The 15,949-nt window shown below is 67.7% G+C and carries 17 protein-coding genes and 1 tRNA gene; 9 read left to right on the forward strand and 9 right to left on the reverse strand.

The genetic code is table 11. From position 1 onward, the window contains the following. Positions 1-119: 119 nt before the first annotated feature. The 3 genes from HD841_RS20050 to HD841_RS20060 all read left to right on the forward strand — a co-directional run bounded on the left by HD841_RS20050 (position 120) and on the right by HD841_RS20060 (position 3,503). A complete protein-coding gene (locus HD841_RS20050) occupies positions 120-770 on the forward strand; it encodes a Tim44/TimA family putative adaptor protein (protein ID WP_179510677.1) in 651 nt (216 codons plus the stop codon). 821 nt (positions 771-1,591) lie between these two features. Next, positions 1,592-2,971 carry a murein transglycosylase A gene (mltA, locus tag HD841_RS20055; protein WP_179510678.1) on the forward strand — a complete coding sequence of 460 codons (1,380 nt, stop codon included), beginning with the start codon at positions 1,592-1,594 and terminating at the stop codon, positions 2,969-2,971. Between the two features lie 25 nt (positions 2,972-2,996). Next, positions 2,997-3,503 (forward strand): Smr/MutS family protein, encoded by a 507-nt coding sequence (locus HD841_RS20060; protein ID WP_179510704.1) that lies wholly within the window; start codon positions 2,997-2,999, stop codon positions 3,501-3,503. Positions 3,504-3,641: 138 nt separating this feature from the next. On the opposite strand, the gene dapE is transcribed toward HD841_RS20060, so the two are convergent. The 7 genes from dapE to rpmH all read right to left on the reverse strand — a co-directional run bounded on the left by dapE (position 3,642) and on the right by rpmH (position 8,835). Continuing rightward, the gene (gene dapE, locus HD841_RS20065; protein WP_179510679.1) at positions 3,642-4,760 is read right to left on the reverse strand and encodes a succinyl-diaminopimelate desuccinylase; all 1,119 of its coding nucleotides are present in this window, start codon (positions 4,758-4,760) and stop codon (positions 3,642-3,644) included. Beyond that, positions 4,757-5,419 carry a glutathione S-transferase gene (locus HD841_RS20070; RefSeq protein WP_179510680.1) on the reverse strand — a complete coding sequence of 221 codons (663 nt, stop codon included), beginning with the start codon at positions 5,417-5,419 and terminating at the stop codon, positions 4,757-4,759. Before HD841_RS20070 ends, dapE begins: the two co-directional genes overlap by 4 nt. A gap of 232 nt (positions 5,420-5,651) precedes the next feature. After that, positions 5,652-6,317: a ribosome biogenesis GTP-binding protein YihA/YsxC gene (yihA, locus tag HD841_RS20075; RefSeq protein WP_179510681.1), complete on the reverse strand. Its 666-nt coding sequence runs from the start codon at positions 6,315-6,317 to the stop codon at positions 5,652-5,654. Beyond that, on the reverse strand, positions 6,314-8,017 hold the full coding sequence (gene yidC, locus HD841_RS20080; protein ID WP_179510682.1) for a membrane protein insertase YidC: 1,704 nt from the start codon (positions 8,015-8,017) through the stop codon (positions 6,314-6,316). Before yidC ends, yihA begins: the two co-directional genes overlap by 4 nt. Positions 8,018-8,033: 16 nt before the next feature. After that, positions 8,034-8,246 (reverse strand): membrane protein insertion efficiency factor YidD, encoded by a 213-nt coding sequence (yidD, locus tag HD841_RS20085; protein WP_179510683.1) that lies wholly within the window; start codon positions 8,244-8,246, stop codon positions 8,034-8,036. Next, the gene (rnpA, locus tag HD841_RS20090; RefSeq protein ID WP_179510684.1) at positions 8,243-8,608 is read right to left on the reverse strand and encodes a ribonuclease P protein component; all 366 of its coding nucleotides are present in this window, start codon (positions 8,606-8,608) and stop codon (positions 8,243-8,245) included. The genes yidD and rnpA overlap by 4 nt, the downstream gene beginning before the upstream one ends. Before the next feature lie 92 nt (positions 8,609-8,700). Continuing rightward, on the reverse strand, positions 8,701-8,835 hold the full coding sequence (rpmH, locus tag HD841_RS20095; protein ID WP_031393806.1) for a 50S ribosomal protein L34: 135 nt from the start codon (positions 8,833-8,835) through the stop codon (positions 8,701-8,703). Positions 8,836-9,060: 225 nt separating this feature from the next. Between rpmH and HD841_RS20100 the strand changes: the two genes are divergently transcribed. Further along, positions 9,061-10,569 carry a YifB family Mg chelatase-like AAA ATPase gene (locus HD841_RS20100; protein WP_179510685.1) on the forward strand — a complete coding sequence of 503 codons (1,509 nt, stop codon included), beginning with the start codon at positions 9,061-9,063 and terminating at the stop codon, positions 10,567-10,569. Positions 10,570-10,578: 9 nt separating this feature from the next. Here the strand turns inward: HD841_RS20100 and HD841_RS20105 are convergent, their stop codons facing one another. Beyond that, on the reverse strand, positions 10,579-10,737 hold the full coding sequence (locus tag HD841_RS20105; RefSeq protein WP_179510686.1) for a hypothetical protein: 159 nt from the start codon (positions 10,735-10,737) through the stop codon (positions 10,579-10,581). 253 nt (positions 10,738-10,990) lie between these two features. Between HD841_RS20105 and HD841_RS20110 the strand changes: the two genes are divergently transcribed. Next, a tRNA-Leu gene (locus tag HD841_RS20110) sits at positions 10,991-11,075 on the forward strand. A gap of 253 nt (positions 11,076-11,328) precedes the next feature. Here the strand turns inward: HD841_RS20110 and HD841_RS20115 are convergent. Next, positions 11,329-11,550 carry a hypothetical protein gene (locus tag HD841_RS20115; protein WP_179510655.1) on the reverse strand — a complete coding sequence of 74 codons (222 nt, stop codon included), beginning with the start codon at positions 11,548-11,550 and terminating at the stop codon, positions 11,329-11,331. Here HD841_RS20115 and HD841_RS20120 point away from each other — a divergent pair. From HD841_RS20120 to HD841_RS20135, 4 genes are all read left to right on the forward strand, one after another. Next, positions 11,537-13,171: a phospholipase C gene (locus tag HD841_RS20120; protein WP_218845672.1), complete on the forward strand. Its 1,635-nt coding sequence runs from the start codon at positions 11,537-11,539 to the stop codon at positions 13,169-13,171. The genes HD841_RS20115 and HD841_RS20120 overlap by 14 nt on opposite strands. 67 nt (positions 13,172-13,238) lie before the next feature. Then, positions 13,239-14,666: a cytochrome-c peroxidase gene (locus HD841_RS20125; RefSeq protein ID WP_218845673.1), complete on the forward strand. Its 1,428-nt coding sequence runs from the start codon at positions 13,239-13,241 to the stop codon at positions 14,664-14,666. A 366-nt stretch (positions 14,667-15,032) separates the two neighbouring features. Continuing rightward, positions 15,033-15,425, forward strand: a complete 393-nt coding sequence (locus HD841_RS20130) for a MerC domain-containing protein (protein ID WP_179510689.1) — start codon at positions 15,033-15,035, stop codon at positions 15,423-15,425. A 41-nt stretch (positions 15,426-15,466) separates the two neighbouring features. Continuing rightward, entirely contained in the window at positions 15,467-15,934 is a 468-nt protein-coding gene (locus tag HD841_RS20135) for a Fur family transcriptional regulator (protein WP_179510690.1), read from the forward strand. Positions 15,935-15,949 lie beyond the last annotated feature (15 nt).

The raw sequence follows: 15,949 nt of genomic DNA on the forward strand, positions 1-15,949 counted from the left end.
GCGCCTAGCAGCGCCCGAACCCGGTTTCAACGGCCTGGGTTCAAAAGCCTGCGGGCCGAAACCCCAGGTTTGAATTGCAGGGGTTTTCGGCCTATGTATCGGTCAAGATCGGAGGCACGGTGTTTTACGTAGTTCTACTCGCGATGGTGGCGGCGTTTCTGGCGCTGCGCCTGTACAGCGTGCTCGGCAAACGCACCGGCCACGAACAGCAGCCGCTGCCGCGCGCGGCCGACGACCGTCCCGCCGCGATCGCGCTCGCGCCGCGCCCCATCGACGCGTCGGTCGAGGCGCGCGAGCCGGTCAACCGCAACATCGAACCGCGTGCCGAGGCCGGCCTGCGGGCGATCATCGCCGGTGAGCAGGGCTTCGACGTCAACCAGTTCCTGTCCGGCGCGCAGGCGGCCTATCGCATGACGCTGGAGGCCTTCTGGGCCGGCGACGAGGCGGCGCTCGCCGATCTCGCCGAACCCGATGTGGTTCGCGCCTTCGGTGAGGCGATCGCCGCCCGCCGCGAGGCGGGCGAGACGCTGGAGAACCGCCTGGTCTCGATCGAGCGCGCGGTGATCTCCGATGCCTCGCTGGAGGGCCGCGACGCGCGGATCACCGTGCGCTTCGATGCGGACATCGCCGCCGTGACCCGCGACGCCGAGGGCAACGTGATCGCCGGGTCGCTGACCGACGCGGTCGAGACCCACGACGTCTGGACCTTCGCGCGCACGCTCAAGAGCCGCGACCCCAATTGGAAGCTCGCCGACACCGACGAGGCGTAAGACTGCTCGGCGGGTGGCGGATGGTTGAAGTGTCAGCCGCAACACGGGCGCTTATGGGTCCGCTGCGTCCCACCAAGCCCCCACGTCACCCCGGACTTGTTCCGGGTTCCACCGCGCCGCAAGTGAACGGCAGGAGGCTCAAGCCTTTCTCCTCGCCGCAGGGTGGACCCCGGAACAAGTCCGGGGTGACGGGGTGGGCTTGGCAAGACGACGGACCCGCGCAAACGCTTCTGTGCAATTGCCTTGCCTAGCGACTGCGCGCGGCCGGGTGGTGGAGAGGACGTTGGCCGGAACGCTGAGCGTACTGTTGCCGCGCGGATGGGGCGCAAGGCGTCCGTCACTTCCACGTTTGACATACCGGACCGATGCGACCTTGGCCGAACCTGAACGATCATCGCCGTCGGCAGGACAATCAGTCCCGCGCGGGCGCGGAGATGGACTGCCCAAGGCCGCGTAGGCTTCGCCCCCGGTGCTGGCGGAAGCAACTACCGCGGCCGACGAAACGCCTCCGCACCTCCGTGAGAAGACCGCTTCTCAGAAAGCCACGCCGCCACTCACGGCACCATCACCGAGCCCCGCGCTATCCTACACCCACCCCCCGCTGTTATACCGCGTCCATGCCGGTCGCCACCCTCCACCCTCGGCGATGATCGCAGAAACGGAGCCGACCTTCGCGATCGTTTCGGAAGGTGTCCATGCCACCAACCCGCCGCCCGTCCGCATTTGTCCGCGCAACGATCGCTTAACCCTTGTCGCCACCAGCCGCGTTCGGCACAGCCGCACCATGCCGCAAGATGTTAGGCGGCCCTACGGGGACTTGGATGACCGGTAATCGTGCACTCGCCAGCATTGCGCTGGCTCTCGCCCTCAGCGCCTGCGGCGGTCGCGTCGTGCCGCTCGCCACCGGCAATGCGCCGCCGCGCCAGCCCGGGCGGCAGCCGAGCACCCAGCCGGACCGCCAGCCAAGCCGCCCCGCGGCCCGCCCCGGCACCGCCGGCCAGCCGATCGCGAGCGGCCGCAGCTTCGATGGCCGCATCCAGCCCGCCACGCCGCTGCCCGCGGCCCCGGTCGTCGCCAATCCCGGCGCGACCACCGCTGCGGCCGCCGGTATCGCCCCCGGTCCCGCGCTCGACACGCTGCCGATCACCGAGGCGCAGGCGGAGGCGGCACGGCAGGCGTTCCTCACCAGCTGCCCCGGCCTGATGCGCCGCACCGATGCGTCGGGCCTGACCCGCGGCACCGACTGGCAGGCCGCCTGCACCGCCGCCGCCAGCGTGCCACGCGGCGGTGCACGCAGCTTCTTCACCAGCTATTTCGAGGCGGTCCAGGTCGGCGATGGCAAGGCTTTCGCCACCGGCTATTACGAGCCGGAGATCGCCGCCTCGCGCGAGCGCCGCGCCGGCTACACCGTGCCGATCTACGCGCGGCCCAACGACCTGATCGACGTGGACCTCGGCAAATTCAGCGACGCGCTCAAGGGCAAGAAGATCCGCGGCCGCGTTCAGGGCAGCAATCTCGTGCCCTATTACGATCGCGCCGCGATCGACACCGGCGTGCTCGACGGCAAGGCGCCGGTGCTCGCCTGGGGCGCCGACGAGGCGTCGGTCTTCTTCCTCCAGATCCAGGGATCGGGCCGCCTGCGCCTGCCCAGTGGCGAGATCATGCGCGTCGGCTACGATACGCAGAACGGCCGCGATTACACCGGCATCGGCGCGCTGATGAAGGCGCGCGGGCTGCTCCAGCCCGGTCAGACCTCGATGCAGGGCATCGTCGCCTGGCTGCGCGCCCATCCCGAAGAGGGGCGGGCGATCATGGCCGAGAACAAGAGCTTCGTCTTCTTCCGCTTGCTCGACACGCCGCCGGTCGGCGCGATGGGCTATGTCGTCAACGGCGGGGTCAGCGCCGCGGCCGACGTGAAATACGTGCCGCTCGGTGCGCCGGTGTTCCTGTCGATGGACCGTCAGGACGCGAGCGGCCTGTGGGTGGCGCAGGACACCGGCGGCGCGATCAAGGGCGCCAACCGCTTCGACACCTTCTGGGGCGCGGGCGCGGTGGCGGAGGCGACCGCGGGCGGGATGGCGGCGCGTGGCACCGCCTTCCTGCTGCTGCCGGTCGGCACGCTCGCGCGGGTCCGGCCCGACCGCTACACGCCGTCCGCGGCCGATTACGGGGCAGGGGCCGGTGCGCCAGCTCAACCCTGACGAGGCCGATCTGTGGGCGCGCGTGATGGCGACGGTGAAGCCGCTGCGCGCGGTCGCGGCGCCGACGCGTCCCGCGCCCGCTCCGGCGCCGCCCAAGGCGACCAAGCCTTCCAAGGCGCTGACCCGCGCGATGGCCACGCGCCCGCCGCTCGCCAAGGCCGTCGCCGCGCCCCCGCCACCCCGCCAGAACACGCTCGACGGCAGTTGGGACAAGCGCCTGACCCGCGGCATCGTCAGCCCCGACAGTTCGATCGACCTCCACGGCCACACGTTGAGTTCGGCGCATGCGATGCTCGACGACGGCCTGTCGCGCGCCATCGCGCGCGGCGACCGCGTGCTGCTGCTGGTGACGGGCAAGCCGCCGCGGCCGGAGAGCGAACGCCCGCATGCGCGCGGCGCGATCCGTGCCGCGATCGCCGATTGGCTGGCGGCGTCGCGTCATGCCGATGCGATCGCTGCGGTAAGGGGCGCACACCCGCGCCACGGCGGGCAGGGGGCGCTCTATATCGTGCTGCGGCGGGGGAAGGCGTAACACTTCTCCCGTCAGGGGGTGGGACAGCGCGCTGCGCTGACGCAGCGGAGGACGGGCGGCGTTACACGCGATAAGCCACCGCGTCCGCCTCTCCACCACCCGGCTACGCGGGACAATCTCCCTCTGGCGGGGGAGGATTCAAAGTTGCGCCACCCGCCCGATCACATCCGCATAGACCGCCGCCAGCGTTTCCAGATCGGCCACGGCGACCGCCTCGTCGACCTGATGCATCGTCGCATTGACCAGCCCGAACTCCACCGTCGGGCACAGCCGCGACAGGAAGCGCGCGTCGGACGTCCCGCCCGAGGTCGACAGTTCGGCGACCAGACCGGTCTGCGCCTCGATCGCCGCGCTGAGCACGGCGGTCCACGGCCCCGGCGCGGTGAGGAACGCCTCGCCGGACACCTTGCCGGTCACCGCCGCGCCGGGGGCATGTTCCTGCACCAGCGCGGTGACCCGCTCGACCAGCGCGGCGCCGCTCTGCTCGTCGTTGAACCGGATATTGACCCGCGCCTCGGCGCGCGCCGGGATGACGTTGTGCGCGGGATTGCCGACCGCAATGTCGGTGATCTCGAGGTTCGACGGCTGGAACCACGCGTTGCCATGGTCGAGCCCCATCGTCTGCAACGCGGCCAGCGCCTTGGCGAGCTTGCCCGCGGGATTGTCCGCGAGATGCGGATAAGCGACGTGCCCCTGCCGCCCCGGCACGACGATCCAGATATTGACCGAGCCGCGCCGCCCGATCTTCACCATGTCGCCGAGCTGCCGCACCGAGGTCGGCTCACCGACGAGGCACAGATCGGGCGCGATGCCGCGCACCGCCATCCGCTCGATCAGTGCCGGCGTGCCGAACGTCGCCGGCCCTTCCTCGTCGCCGGTGATCAGCAGACTCAGCGTCGGTCCCTCCGCCCGCGCCGCCGCGGCGACGAAGGCGGCGACCGCCCCCTTCATGTCGACCGCACCGCGACCATAGAGCAGGTCGCCGCGCACCTCGCCCGACCACGGCGAGCCGGTCCAGCCCGCCCCCGGCGGCACGACGTCGACATGCCCGGCGAACGCGAGATGCTGGCCCGTCCCCGCGCGGACCGCGATCAGATTCTCGACCGGCCCATCCGGAGCCTCGCCGATGACGAAGCGATCGACGGCGAACCCGATCGGCTCAAGCGCCGCCTCCAGCACGTCGAACACCGGTCCACGCGCCGGCGTGACGCTCTCTGCACGCAGCAGTGCCTGCGCGAGCGCGACGACATCGGTCACGCAGGTTGCTGCTCATATTGCTGGATCACCCAATCCTCTTCCTGCGCGCCGGCGATCCAGTCCTGCATCCACGGATGATGCACCACCGCATCGATATAGCCGAGCGCGAACCGGGCGACAGGCAGTTGATAGGTGATGATCCGCGTCACCACGGGCGCGAACATGATGTCCGCCGCGCCGAACTGCCCGAACAGGAAGTCGCCGCCGCCACCGAAGCGTGCCCGTGCCTGCGCCCATAATTCCATGATCCGCGCCAGATCGGCGAGCACGTCGTCATCCGGGCGCCTGGCGGGGAACACCTGCCGGATGTTCATCGCATGCTTGCGCCGCAGCGCGGTGAAGCTCGAATGCATCTCCGCCGCCATCGACCGCGCCATCGCGCGCGCCGCCTCGTCGGCCGGCCAGAACCGCTCGCGCCCGACCTTGTCGGCGAGATAGTCGACGATCGCAAGACTGTCCCACACCACCGCTTCGCCGTCCCACAGGATCGGCACCTTGCCCGAGGAAGGCGCGAATTCAGCCCCCTCGCGGCGGCGGTCCCATTCGGCGTCGTAGAGCGGCACCACGACCTCCTCGAACGGGAGGCCGGATTGCTTGCACGCCAGCCAGCCGCGGAGCGACCAGCTGGAATAGGCCTTGTTGCCGATGATGAGCTTCATGCTCAACGGACTAGCCGCGCGGGGAGGGTAGGTCCAGCATGCTCGGCTGGGGATCGAACTCCGCCACGCCCACCCGTCACCCCGGACTCGTTCCGGGGTCCACGGGGCCTCGGGCGTATGCCCGCGCCTCAAGCCGTACGTCCTGTCGCGGAGTGGACCCCGGAACGGGTCCGGGGTGACGGTATATGTGTGGCCGCCGCCCGACTTGAGGGACCGGGTCAGCGCGTCGGGATCAGCCCACCGCCTCGAGCACCGCCGCGCGCAGCTCGGCAATGCCCATGCCGCCCTCGCTCGACGTGGCCAGGATATCGGGATGGGCCGCCGGCCGCTTGCGCGCTTCCGCCGCGACGCTGTCCATGACGTCGGCCAGTTCAGTCGCCTTGACCTTGTCCGCCTTGGTGAGGACGAGGCGGTAGCTCACCGCGGCCTTGTCGAGCATCTCGAGGATCTCGCGGTCGACATCCTTGATGCCGTGCCGCGAATCGATCAGCACCAGCGCCCGCTTGAGCGTGTCACGTCCGCGCAGGAAGTCGTTGACCAGAAAGCGCCATTTCTTGACGACGTCCTTGGGCGCCTTGGCGAAGCCATAGCCCGGCATGTCGACCAGCCGGAACGCCAGCGGCGCGCCGACGTCGAAGAAGTTGAGCTCCTGCGTCCGGCCCGGCGTGTTCGAGGTGCGCGCCAGCCCGTTGCGCCCGGTCAGCGCGTTGAGCAGCGACGATTTGCCGACGTTCGACCGGCCCGCGAACGCCACCTCGGGCACCACCGGCGCGGGCAGATGCTCCAGCGCCGGCGCCGACTTGAGGAAGCTCACCGGACCCGCGAAGGTCTTGCGCGCCTGCTCGATCAGCTCGTCCGAGAAGCCCTCGTCCTCGGGAATGGCGACATCCTCGCTCACTTGGCGGCCGCAATCTTGAGGTCGGGGTGACGCGCATAGAGCACGCGCTGCTGGAGGATCGCGAGGAAGTTCGAGGCGATCCAGTAGACCTGCAGGCCGACCGGATAGCTCGCCATCACGAACATCAGCACCCAGGGGATGATCGCGAACACCTGCTTCTGCGTATCGTCCATCGGTGCCGGGTTCAGCTTGAACTGGAAGTACATCGAGATGCCGAGGATGATCGGCACGACACCGATCGCGATCATGTGCGGCGGAGTGAAGTGCAGATAGCCGAACAGGTTGAGCGGCGTCAGCGGATCGGGCGCGGACAGATCCTTGATCCACGCGACGAACGGCTGGTGACGCATCTCGATCGTCAGCATCAGCACCTTGTACAGCGCGTAGAAGATCGGAATCTGGAGCAGCGTCGGCAGGCAGCCGGCGACGGGGTTGACCTTCTCCGTCTTGTAGAGCGCCATCACCTCCTGCTGCATGCGCGGCTTGTCGTCCTTGTAGCGCTCCTGGATCGCCTTCATCTTCGGCTGGATCGCGCGCATCTTCGCCATGCTGGCGAACTGCCGCTGGGCGATCGGGAACATCAGGCCGCGGATCGTCACCGTCAGCAGGATGATCGCGACGCCGAAATTGCCGACCATGCGGAACAGCCAGTCGAGATAGGTGAAGATCGGCTTTTCGACGATCTCGAACCAGCCCCAGTCGATCGCCTTGTCGAGCTTGGTGACGCCGGCGTCATTCTCGTAATGCTGGAGCGCCTTCACCTCCTTGGCGCCGGCGAAGAAGCGGCTGGTCTGGGTCAGCACGCGGCCGGCGGGGAGCAGCTTGGGCGCGAAGGCATAATCGGCCTGATAGGCGGTGTTGGCGCCGGCGCGGAACTGGCCGTCGAACTGCGCGGCCTGATCGGGCACGAGCGCGGTCAGCCAATATTTGTCGGTGAAGCCGAGCCAGCCGCCGGTCGTCGTGAACTTCTCGGGCGCCTTGTCGAGGTCCTTGAACTTGGTGCCGTAATCGGCGCCGCCGCCATGCACCGACATCGGGCCGGTGTGGATCTGCCACGTGCCGGGGTCCTTCGACACGCCGACTCGGTTGACGTAGCCATAAGGCGCGACCGGCACCGGTGCGCCGCCGCCATTCTGCACCGTCTGCTTAACGGTGAACATATATTGATCGTCGACCGACAGTTCGATCGCGAAGCGCTGGCCGGTCGCATTGGCGGCGGTCAGCGTCACCGGCCGGCCCGGCGCGAGCACCTGCGACGATGCGGTCCAGACGGTGTCCGCGGCGGGGGGCTTCAGCCCGTCGTCACGCCAGCCGAAACCGGCGAAATAGGCCTCGGGCGCGCCAGCGGGGGACAGCAGCCGGATCGGCGGCGAATCCTTGGCGATCGTTTCCTTGTACTTGACCAGCACGAGGTCATCGATGCGCGCACCCTTGAGGTTGATCGAGCCTTGCAGCGTCGGCGTCTGGATGCGCACGCGCGGCGATTCGGCCAGCACCACCTGGCGGCTGCGCGTCACGGCGGGGGCGTCGGCGGTCGGATCGGCGGTCTTGGTCGTCACCGGCACCGACTTGCCGTTGACGATCTTCGTCACCGGCGGATTGGCCACGGGGAAGAACTTGCCCTGGATCAGCGGCCAGGCAAACAGGATCACCGCCGCGAAGACCGCGAACAGGATGAAATTCTGGCGTTCTTTGTTCAAAATACAGCCCCGTAGCTCAAGGGACGGGATCGGGTCCGTACCCGCCCCAGGGATGGCAACGCGCAATCCGCTTCGCCGCCAGCCATCCGCCCTTGGCGGCGCCATAGCGGCGAAGCGCGGTGATTGCATAGGCCGAACAAGAGGGTTGATAGCGGCACGACGACGGCAGGATCACCGACGGGCCCAATTGCCAGCCGCGCGCTATCCAGATGAGAATCTGGGCGATCATCGACGTGGCTTGCGCGGACCGCGGGGCCGGGACGGTGAGTCCTCGCCGCGGGCGATCTTGCCCAGCGCCTTGCCGAATTCGGCCTTGAGCAGGGCATGGTCGCGTTCGATGCCGCCATCGCGACCGATCAGCACGTGATCCGCACCGCGGATGCCGCCCGCGGGCAATAGCTCGCGCGCCAACGCCCGCAACCGCCGTTTCATGCGGTTCCGAACGACGGCGTTGCCAATTTTCTTCGTAACCGTAAAGCCGACCCGAATCGCCGGATCACCGTCCTTGCGATCGTGCACCAGCAAGACGAACCCCGGCATCGGCGCTCGCTTGCCGGCATTGGCCGCGAGGAAATCGCGGCGCAGCGTCATCGTGCGTATCTCGGCTCCGCCGGTCGTCACCGATATGTCGGCTCCACCGACGGGGCCCCGGACGTCGGCAGGACCGACGTCCGGCACCTGAATTACGCCGACAGCTTCTTGCGGCCACGCGCGCGGCGCGCGTGGATCACCGCACGGCCGCCGACCGTCGCCATCCGGGCGCGGAAGCCGTGGCGACGTGCACGCACCAGATTGCTCGGCTGAAAGGTCCGCTTCATGATTCATTCCCTGATCGTCTGAATAGAAAAGGGCCGCCACGCGGACGGCCTTGATGGGGCGCGCTTACCGAGGCGGGACGCGGAAGTCAACGGAAGGGCAGGGGTTCGATACGCCATCGGGGGCGACATAGGTGCCGTGTATTACCTGTGCAAGACGCTGCCGATTGCGGCGTGCGCGACGGTCGCGGCGGCGATGCCGCTATGGTGGAGCCACGGGGGTGACAGATGGCAGCGATCGTCCAGACGGTGGCGTATCTCGGGCTGGAGGCGCGCGGGGTCGAAGTGCAGGTGCAACTCATCCCCGGCGTCCCCGCCTTCTATGTCGTCGGTCTCGGTGACAAGGCGGTGGCGGAAAGCCGCGAGCGGGTCCGCGCCGCCATCTCGGCGCTCGGGCTCGCGCTGCCGCCCAAGCGGATCGTCGTCAATTTGTCGCCCGCCGATCTCCCCAAGGAAGGGTCGCACTTCGACCTGCCCATCGCGCTTGCCCTGCTCGGCGCGATGGCGGTGATCGATGTCGAGCAACTCGCCGACTATGTCGTGGTCGGCGAACTCGGCCTCGACGGCCGGATCGCGCCGTCGCCGGGCGTGCTGCTCGCCGCGATGCATGCCAGTGCCGAGGGGAAGGGGCTGGTCTGTCCGGCGCCGCAAGGCTCGGAGGCGGCCTGGGCCGGCGCGATCGAGGTGCTCGCTGCGCCCGACCTGCTCGCGCTCATCAACCATTTCAAGGGCCACGGCCTGCTCGCCGCACCGCCGCCGGGCGACGTGGAGCCGGTGGGGCATGGGCCCGACCTGCGTCAGGTCAGGGGGCAGGAGGTCGCCAAGCGTGCGCTGGAGATCGCCGCCGCCGGTGGTCACAACCTGCTGATGGTCGGGCCGCCCGGCGCGGGCAAGTCGCTGATGGCGTCCTGCCTGCCCGGTATCCTGCCGCCGCTCGATGCCGCCGAGGCGCTCGAGGTTTCGATGGTCCAGTCGGTCGCGGGGACGCTCGCGGGCGGGCGGCTGACCCGCAACCGGCCGTTCCGCAGCCCGCATCACAGCGCCTCGATGGCGGCATTGACCGGCGGTGGCCTCAAGGTGAAGCCGGGGGAAGTCAGCTTGGCGCATCTCGGCGTGCTATTCCTCGACGAGCTGCCGGAGTTCCAGCGCGCGGTGCTCGATTCGCTCCGCCAGCCGCTGGAAGCGGGGGTGGTCAGCGTCGCCCGCGCCAATGCCCATGTGACCTTCCCGGCGCGGGTGCAGCTGATTGCGGCGATGAACCCGTGCCGCTGCGGCCATCTCGGCGACGCCAGCCTCGCCTGTGCCCGCGCGCCGCGCTGCGCCGCGGACTATCAGGCCAAGGTGTCCGGGCCGCTGATCGACCGCATCGACCTTCACGTCGAGGTCGCTGCCGTCACCGCCGCGGAGCTTATCCTGCCGCCGCCGTCCGAAGGATCGGCCGAGGTCGCGGCGCGTGTCGCGGCGGCGCGGCATATCCAGCGCGAACGCTATGCGGATACGTCCGTGCGCACCAACGCCGAGGCTGATGGCGACCTGCTGGAGCAAAACGCGGTGCTCGATCCGCCTGCCCGCGCCCTGCTCGCGCAGGCGGCGGAGGCGATGCGGCTTTCGGCGCGCGGGTTCCATCGTGTGCTGCGCGTGTCCCGCACGATCGCCGATCTTGCGGGAACGGAGACGATCGGCCGTGTGCACGTGGCGGAGGCATTGAGCTATCGCCGCCGTGCCCCGGCGAGCTGACGGTATGCTTCAGTCGCGGGCCGGCTCGCGGCTGTGAATCAGTTCGAGGCATTGGCTGAGCAGCGCCGCGATCAGACAGTCGCCGATGGCGTCCGCCTGCTGCAACGCACGCGCGACCTGCTGCTCCAGAATATTCTGTTCGACCATCATGTTAGTCGCACCGTTCATCAGCGAATGCGTCAATCCAGCACGGCGCGCGATGCGTCGCAACGACATGGATTAGCATGGCTTGGGCGCGCATTTCGCCGTCAACACGCTTGCGATCCGGCTGGCGACGGGCTACCGGCGGGTCCCTCATCACGCGATGGCGGTCGGCGGACACGGTCCGGGGCGCGCTTCGGGTGACGGGCAGGGCGGCAAGATGGCCCGTCGGTTGCGATTCCCTCGGTCTCGCAAGCGTCGGCTGCGCAGCGGCCCTCGTGCGGGTGTGGTGAAATTGGTAGACGCGCGGGACTCAAAATCCCGTTCCGAAAGGAGTGTCGGTTCGAGCCCGACCACCCGCACCATCGATGATCGGAGCCGATACGGATTGGCTGGCGTATTCACGACGCCGGCCGGCGTCGTCGTGCCGGAAGACGCGGCGAGAGGAGCCGTCCCGCAAGCATTCCCCTCATGCAAATATTTTTGCAGAAGTAGAAGTGATGCGTTTTCATGCGGATGAACTAAGCGGACCAGCAGTTCTGATGGTAAAAGCCGCAGTTTTGATCTGCAAGTCATTCTCAATATAACTATCGTCATCCGTGTGTCACGTCCGACTGATTAGGGCGCCGGCATCGGCCGGGGGGCCGTGGTCGGATCAACAGCGACCGTCCTGCGCGCCATTTCGACGGCGACGGCGGCGATGTCCGGCAAAGCGCCGCAGGCGGCACGGAGGATTATGATGACGATACGGGGTGTTTCTTCGCTGAGGACGATCGCTTTGGCGCTGCTGCTGAGTTCGTGCTCGTCGGATTCGCAGGACGCGTCGGTGCCCGTCGTCACGGCGATGCCGACGCCCAGCGCCTCGTCCTCGCCGACCGCCCAGTCCGAACAGAACCTCCTGCCGACGGCCACGCCGATCAAGCATCTCGTCGTGATCTTCGGTGAGAACCAGTCCTTCGATCACTATTTCGGCACCTATCCGCAGGCGAGCAATCCTGCCGGTGAGCCGGTGTTCACCGCGACCGTCGACACGCCCTTCGTGAACGGTTACCTCAGCAATACGACGCTGCTGACCAACAACCCGAACACGACCAACGCTGACAATATCTCGACCGGCATTGCGCCTTCGCTGATGAACCCCTTCCGCCTCGACCGTGCGCAGTTCGATACCGCGAGCCAGAACCACGGCTATACGGCAGAACAGCGGGCCACCAACAATGGTCGCATGGATGCCTTCGTCAAATACACCGGGCGCGGGAGCAAGGGTGGTGCGGGTGCCTTCGGCACGGCGGCACAGGTGATGGGCTATTTCGATGGCAACACGGTCACTGCGCTGTGGAACTATGCCCAGAACTTCGCGATGAGCGACAACGCCTTCACCGATACGTTCGGACCGTCGACGCCGGGTGCGTTGAACGTCGTCGGCGGCACCACCGCCGGCTCTACGCAGGGCAACGGCACGGTGGCAGACGGCCAAGGCGGTTGGACGGTCATTGGCGACCCCGATCCCAAAGGCGATGTCTGCACCAAAGGCGGCGACCCGGTATCCCTCAGCGGCAAGAATATCGGTGACCTGCTCAATGCGGCGGGCATCACCTGGGGCGGCTTCATGGGCGGTTTCAGCGTGAAGACGACCAATCCCAATGGTTCGACCGGTTGCAAGCGGACGACGGTATCGCCCAACACGAACCGGACGGTGACCGACTACATCCCGCACCACGCTTGGTTCCAATATTACGCTTCGACCGCCAACCTGCAGCACACGCCGCCCAGTTCGGTGGCGATGATCGGTCGGACGGACCCGGTACTCGACGCGCCGGGGGCGACCGCGCCCGTGCATCACCAATATGACTTCGACGACTTCGTCACTGCGGTGAAGGCGGGCAACTATCCGTCAGTCAACTACATCAAGGCCCCGGCCTATCAGGATGGCCATCCCGGCAATTCCAACCCGCTCGACGAACAGGCGTTCATCGCCAACACGCTCAATTTCCTCCAGCAGCAGCCCGACTGGAAGAGCACTGCGGTCATCATCCTCTATGACGACTCCGATGGCTGGTACGACCATCAGTCGCCCAACATCGTCACCTCGTCGTTCGATGCCGACGCCGATCAGGTCACCGCGAAGGGCAAGTGCGACGGCTTCGGTGCGCGGCAGGCGGTCGGCCTGGACGGCAAGCTGGTGAACGGCCGCTGCGGGCCGGGATCGCGCATCCCGTTCCTGATCGTCTCGCCTTACGCGAAGGTCAATTACGTCGACAAAACCCCGATCACCCAGTCGTCGGTGATTCGTTTCATCGAGGACAATTGGCTGAAGGGCGCGCGGATCGGCGGCGGTTCGAACGACTCGATCGCCGGCAGCATCCTCAACATGTTCGACTTCAACCGTGCGCCGCGGCTGACGCCGTTCTACGTCGATCCGAAGACCGGCACCAAATTGTCCTCGGCCCCTGCGGCCTGAATGCGGATCGGTCCCGCGCCCCATAGGACGCGCGGGGCCGACCATGTGAGCGTCGATGCCTGACCCCATGACCGATCGACCGGCTGCGGCCCCGTCGACGCCGTCGCGGCTGCTGTGGAGCGGCCGCATCGTCTTCCTGCTTGCCGCGGCGGTGCTGCTCGTGTCGCTGCTCGGCACCGCCGGCGTCTTCGTCGCGCGGCCGGAGCGCGCGCCGGCGATGTTCGGCGACCTGTTGCAGGACGTGACCGGCTTCAACCCGCATCCTGTCGCGCTCATCCGGCCGCCGGTGCAGCCGCTCAGCGCACTGGCGCAGATCGGCCGCCAGATCTTCTACGACCGGTCGCTGTCCGCCTCGGGCCAGCAATCCTGCGCATCGTGTCACAGCCCGGCGCGCAGCTATGGTCCGCCCAACGGCGGCCTGCTCCAGCCGGGCGGTGTCGGCCTCGCTCCGCAGGGCCTGCGGCCGCCGCCGTCGCTCGCCTATCTCTACCGTCAGGAGCCGTTCGGTATCGGCCCGGCGCTCGACGACGATGCACCGCCGTCGCTCGATCAGGCGGCGCAGCAGGCACAGGCCGGCGCGCGCGCAACCAAGGTTGCGGGCGGCGCCAGCGCGGCGCCCGCGCTCGTGCCGCGGGGCGGTCTGTTCTGGGACGGGCGTGCCGATACGCTGATGGACCAGGCGTCGGGGCCGCTGATGAACCCCGACGAGATGGCCAATACCGATCTTCACGCGGTGGTCCGCAAACTGGCGCTGACCAAATATCGCGATGCATTCAAGCCGCTGTTCGGCGAGGCGATTCTCACCAACCCCGACCTGCTGTTCGCGGAGGCGATGTCGGCGGTGGCGCGCTACCAGATCGAGGATCCGAGCTTCCACCGCTTCGACAGCAAGTACGACCATTGGCTGGAGGGCAAGGTGCGGCTGACTCGGGCGGAGATGCGCGGGCTGAGGCTGTTCAACGATCCCGCGAAGGGCAATTGCGCCGCCTGCCATGTCAGCCAGCCCGGGCGCGATGGCCTGCCGCCGCTGTTCACCGACACCGAATATGAGGCGCTTGCCGTGCCGCGCAATCCCGCCGTGCCGGCCAATCGCGATCCCCGCTTCGTCGACATGGGGCTTTGCGGGCCGGTGCGCCGCGACCTCATGCGCCAGACGCAATATTGCGGCATGTTCCTGACGCCGACGCTGCGCAACGCCGCCCGCCGCGGCGTCTATTTCCACAATGGCGTCTACCACACGCTGCGGCAGGTGCTCGACTTCTACAATCTGCGCGACGTCGCGCCAGCCCGTATCTATCCCCATGGCGTACCCGATGACCTGCCGCGGCGCTATCGCGGCAACATCGACATGGCAGACGCGCCGTTCGGCCGACGCGCCGGCGAGCGCCCGCCGCTCAACGATGCGGAGATCGCCGACATCATCGCCTTCCTCGCCACGCTCGACGACGGTTATGGCGCGCCTCACAAGTTCTTGCGCGGCAGCAGCCCGCCATAACGGCGGTCGTCGCGCGGTACGAAGCGGACGGTGCCGGCAAAGTGCCCGGTGCCAGGAAGCTGGCATAGGACGTGTCGGTGATGGTCTTGACATAGGCACGCAGCTGCCAGCCGTCGCCGGGCCGCACCAGCGCGACGTTGGCGTTCCAGATCGCATAGGCCGGCTGAACATTTGCGGTGCGTGGCATGGCTATGGATAACAAAAAAAATCGCCAGCTTTCCGGCGCGGTGGCGGTTGCTCCATCGAGATGGTGCATCCGGAGTTCATCGGTTCGATCTAATCGACGAACCGCGGCCAAAAAATCGCACAGGATGCAGGCATGTGATATTGTAACGTACTGGACAGCCGCCTAGATGAGCGGTTGCGATGACGCATGGGACTCACTCTGCACGCCGTTTCGGCTGGGCTTGGCTCGATCGCGCCGCGATCGCGCTGTCGGGCCTGTGCGTGGTCCATTGCATTGCCAGCGCCGTTCTGTTGGCGATGCTGTCGGCGGCCGGCGGGCTGTTGCTCAACCCGATCTTCCACGAGATCGGCCTGACCATCGCGATCTTCCTTGGCGCCGTCGCGCTCGGCCGCGGCGTGATGCAGCACGGCTATGTCATGCCCGCGTCGATGGGGGCGTTCGGGCTCGGCATCATGGCCGGCGCCATGACGCTGCCGCATGAGGGCGGCGGCGGTGCGGAGACGCTGTGGACGGTGATCGGCGTCGGTCTGCTGGCGTTCGGCCACGACCTCAACCGCCGCGCGGTCATCTGACGCCGCTTGTGATCGCGTCGAGCGCCACCTAAATCCCCGTCATGGCAAGTCAGGCGCATCACGATCATCACGAGCCGCAGGGCGCCGACCTCACCAAGGCCGCGCGGGCGACGCTGGAGAAGTCCGGCGAGCAATGGACGCAGATGCGCGCCAACGTCTTCGCCGCACTGGTGGGCTTCACCAAGCCGGCCAGCGCCTATGACATCGCCGAGGCCATGTCGAAGAGCGAGGGCCGCCGCGTCGCCGCCAACAGCATCTACCGTATCCTCGACGTGTTCGTTGCTGCCAATCTGGCGCGGAAGGTCGAAAGCTCAAACGCTTACGTCGCCAACGCGCATCCCGATTGCCTGCATGATTGTATCTTTCTGGTATGCGATTCGTGTGGGCAAACCGTGCACCTCGACGACGACACGGTCACCCGCGGTGTCCGAAGTGCCGCGCAAGCCGTTGGTTTTGCACCAATTCGTCCGGTGATCGAGGTTCGCGGCAAGTGCGCCGACTGCGCCTGATCTTGCGCGCGCCGC

Origin of the sequence: Sphingomonas melonis (assembly GCF_013409985.1) — a bacterium.
Classification (GTDB): Bacteria; Pseudomonadota; Alphaproteobacteria; order Sphingomonadales; family Sphingomonadaceae; genus Sphingomonas; species Sphingomonas melonis_A.

Bases quoted from the DNA above. Each gene is read 5' to 3' on its own strand.
- mltA (WP_179510678.1), top strand. From the start codon at position 1,592: ATGACCGGTAATCGTGCACTCGCCAGCATTGCGCTGGCTCTCGCCCTC.
- HD841_RS20060 (WP_179510704.1), top strand. From the start codon at position 2,997: ATGGCGACGGTGAAGCCGCTGCGCGCGGTCGCGGCGCCGACGCGTCCC.
- HD841_RS20070 (WP_179510680.1), bottom strand. From the start codon at position 5,419: ATGAAGCTCATCATCGGCAACAAGGCCTATTCCAGCTGGTCGCTCCGC.
- yidD (WP_179510683.1), bottom strand. From the start codon at position 8,246: ATGATCGCCCAGATTCTCATCTGGATAGCGCGCGGCTGGCAATTGGGC.
- rnpA (WP_179510684.1), bottom strand. From the start codon at position 8,608: ATGACGCTGCGCCGCGATTTCCTCGCGGCCAATGCCGGCAAGCGAGCG.
- rpmH (WP_031393806.1), bottom strand. From the start codon at position 8,835: ATGAAGCGGACCTTTCAGCCGAGCAATCTGGTGCGTGCACGTCGCCAC.
- HD841_RS20100 (WP_179510685.1), top strand. From the start codon at position 9,061: ATGGCAGCGATCGTCCAGACGGTGGCGTATCTCGGGCTGGAGGCGCGC.
- HD841_RS20105 (WP_179510686.1), bottom strand. From the start codon at position 10,737: ATGAACGGTGCGACTAACATGATGGTCGAACAGAATATTCTGGAGCAG.
- HD841_RS20125 (WP_218845673.1), top strand. From the start codon at position 13,239: ATGACCGATCGACCGGCTGCGGCCCCGTCGACGCCGTCGCGGCTGCTG.
- HD841_RS20130 (WP_179510689.1), top strand. From the start codon at position 15,033: ATGACGCATGGGACTCACTCTGCACGCCGTTTCGGCTGGGCTTGGCTC.
- HD841_RS20135 (WP_179510690.1), top strand. From the start codon at position 15,467: ATGGCAAGTCAGGCGCATCACGATCATCACGAGCCGCAGGGCGCCGAC.